Source organism: Geobacillus sp. LYN3 (genome assembly GCF_003064505.1).
GTDB lineage: Bacteria > Bacillota > Bacilli > Bacillales > Anoxybacillaceae > Parageobacillus_B > Parageobacillus_B toebii.
The window spans coordinates 1-2,845 of sequence record NZ_QCWL01000032.1 but is presented as its reverse complement, the minus strand read 5'-3'; the positions used below and the strand labels follow the sequence as shown (position 1 = coordinate 2,845).

3 protein-coding genes are annotated in these 2,845 nt (G+C 41.1%); 1 reads left to right on the top strand and 2 read right to left on the bottom strand.

Annotated features, from left to right (window positions below; genetic code table 11):
• The first annotated feature begins 710 nt into the window (after nt 1-710).
• A complete protein-coding gene (locus DCC82_RS16760; RefSeq protein WP_108430522.1) occupies nt 711-1,892 on the top strand; it encodes an IS701 family transposase in 1,182 nt (393 codons plus the stop codon).
• 62 nt (nt 1,893-1,954) lie between these two features.
• On the opposite strand, the gene DCC82_RS16755 is transcribed toward DCC82_RS16760, so the two are convergent.
• Together DCC82_RS16755 and DCC82_RS16750 are read right to left on the bottom strand one after the other, a co-directional pair.
• Complete coding sequence (locus DCC82_RS16755; RefSeq protein ID WP_108430521.1) at nt 1,955-2,374, bottom strand: GNAT family N-acetyltransferase; 420 nt, start codon at nt 2,372-2,374, stop codon at nt 1,955-1,957.
• A 227-nt stretch (nt 2,375-2,601) separates the two neighbouring features.
• On the bottom strand, nt 2,602-2,845 hold a 244-nt coding region (locus DCC82_RS16750), incomplete at its 5' end, for an IS66 family transposase (protein ID WP_146177917.1).

Genomic DNA, 2,845 nt, shown 5'->3' with positions numbered 1-2,845 from the left:
CTTGTTGGCTTATTCCTTGGTCACACTAGGGCTGGTTGAGCGCTGACGCTCAACTAGCACCACGGGTTATTAACATCTCCCTATATTTGTATTAAGCCGGTCGACTTCACCACTTGATTGTATCAGAATAAGCGAGGAAAAACATCCGTATTTTCCGCAAATTTAATTGCGGAAAATACCTATTTTTCTCAAAAAAGGTGACATAACTTGTAATATAGTGTAAAATTTTGATAGATTATTGTTGGGAGGTATGTATCATGAATCAAAATTTATGGCTCTTCACCAAAAGTTGTACTTGATTTTTTCATAACATACCTTACTTATGCATCCAAGAAAGAACAGGAAACAAATGATTTTTTGCATACACTTGTTCAGAGAAGTGTACCGTCTGTCAAGTACATGTTGTGGTGATGAACCTCATTTTTTCCTCTCCCCTCTTTTATTGTAATTTCAACCATATTATACAATATTTTTAATTGTTTGCAAATACATTTTGATTACAATGTAAGTGCATTTAATATTTTCCTTCTTTCTTGGACTTGCTAAAAAATCTAAATGCCATAAAAACTAGTATGATAGAAACTAAAATAACTGTAGATGAGCAAAATCACTAACATAAATTTACATCGAAACAAAAAAGGAGACATGAACCCGATTCCTTGGTTAGAATAGATGTGCTACCAAACCATTCACAAGGAGGTTCATGTCTCATGAATAGATTAGCACATCATCAAGGAATTCACAAGTTTTTCACGATGTTGGGGTTGGCCCTTTATTTCTCGAAACCTGTGATGAAGCATCTCGTTCATATCGTGGATGCGATGATTACAAAGGGCTTTTCGGGAACGCGGACCGATCTACATCATGGGAGTTTTCATCCGAACCATCGCACGACACTGAGCCATTTTTTCACGAAAAGCCCATGGGAGGAAGAGACGCTGCTTCGCAAACTCCAGCAGTGGGTGCTTCATCGTGTCGAACGCAGCTCGAAACGAGAGAATCAACCCATTTTTGTTTCGATCGATGATACGATTTGCCAAAAAACGAAGCCCTCGTCACGGGCAACACACGCCATTCAAGGGTGTGATTGGCACTATTGTCACGCAGAGAAAAAATCGATTTGGGGACATTCTCTCGTTTGGCTCATGGTTCATACGATGACTCAAGCGTTTCCTTTTGCCTTTCGCCTCTACGACAAGACGGCGGGGAAAAGCAAAGGGGAACTCGCGATCGAGATGCTTTCTTCGTTGGATGTGAGTCGCCCCGTTTATGTGCTCATGGACTCTTGGTATCCATCGAAAACCCTCGTGGGAGCCTGCTTGAAAAAAGGGTTCCACGTCATCGCGATGCTGAAGACGAATCGGATTCTCTATCCAAAAGGGACGGCCATTCAAGCAAAGGAATTTGCCAAATCTATGGAGCCACGGGATACCCGCCTCGTCACGGTGGGAAAAGAGCGTTATCGGGTGTATCGCTACGAAGGTGCTCTGAACGGTCTCAAGGATGCCGTGGTGCTGCTCGCTTGGAAAGCCGATCAGCCGATGACACCGAAACATCTCCATTGCGTCTTGAGCACCGATCGCGAGCTAAGCGACGAAGACATCTTGTGCTACTATGCCGAGCGTTGGTCGATCGAATGTTTTTTCCGTCAAGCGAAAGACCAGCTGAAACTCGATGGATACCGCGTTCGCGGGCGTCGGGCGGTGAAACGGTATTGGATCTTGGTGCAACTTGCGTATGTGTACAGCATGTTCGAGTCTAACAGTGATTTTTCGGATGGGCTCGATCTCCTGCGCAAAAGAAAAGGGCATAGCCTCATGGAGTTCATTTATCGTGCAGCAAAACAAAATATTCCCATTGATACCGTGAAAAAACAGCTCCACGTGGCATAAGGGGTACCCTGTTTGTTTCTTTTTACATAATTATTGTTATGAAAATTGCTCATCTACAGTTCTTACTCTAAATACTCGTTACTTAGCTCAGGATTTAAATACCTTGCCATTCCTGTTTTAACCCTTTTTAATCCAAGTTTCCGATAAAACTCTTCATTTCCAGTTGTTGAGATTAAATGCACACAAGAAACACTACTTAGTTTATCCAATAAAAACTCCATAATTTTTTTAGCTATCCCTTGCTTTTGAAAATCTCGATGGACCACAACATCATAGATTGCAGCATTAAAAACACCATCTGAAATCGCTCTTCCAAATCCAATAATTCGACCATTTACAGTAGCCAATGCTATAACATTACTTGCTTCAAAAACCTGCTTAATAATCTCGTTTGTATGCTTTGTCCAACCGACAGAACAATAAACTTCTCTCATTTCATCAAGATTTACATTAGAAAAATCACTATGTATTTTTATGTCCATAATACTCCCCCTACCGAGTCGTTAGATTAACAAACTACTTTTATATATTATGCAAGTGGTAGAAAAAATCCTTTTTTGAACATTACTGTCTGTTAGTCGAACAAGAAAATTAACAACATTATTTAACAGAGTCTCAGCTTAAATGATAAAAATCGTAACTATTCACCCCAGTGCTAGTGTATAAAAAAGCCCAGCACAAATAGGGCATTTCGGTCATAGAAAATGCCCTAGGTAGCGGAAAGAACTCGATCGATCGTTTCGCCTGCCAACAGAAGACATAACGAATCCCACACGTTTTTTTCGTGTTTCGTCAGTGTGGAAACGATGCTTCTTGTGATACAAAAAGACTGGGCGAATGTTTCTTCGCGAAACGTACCCGAAATGTTCTCTTTGACTTTAACCATGCGAAGATCGCGTTCGGCTTGGTTGTTATCAAAGGGAACATGTACTTCACGTAAGAAACGCAGCGCT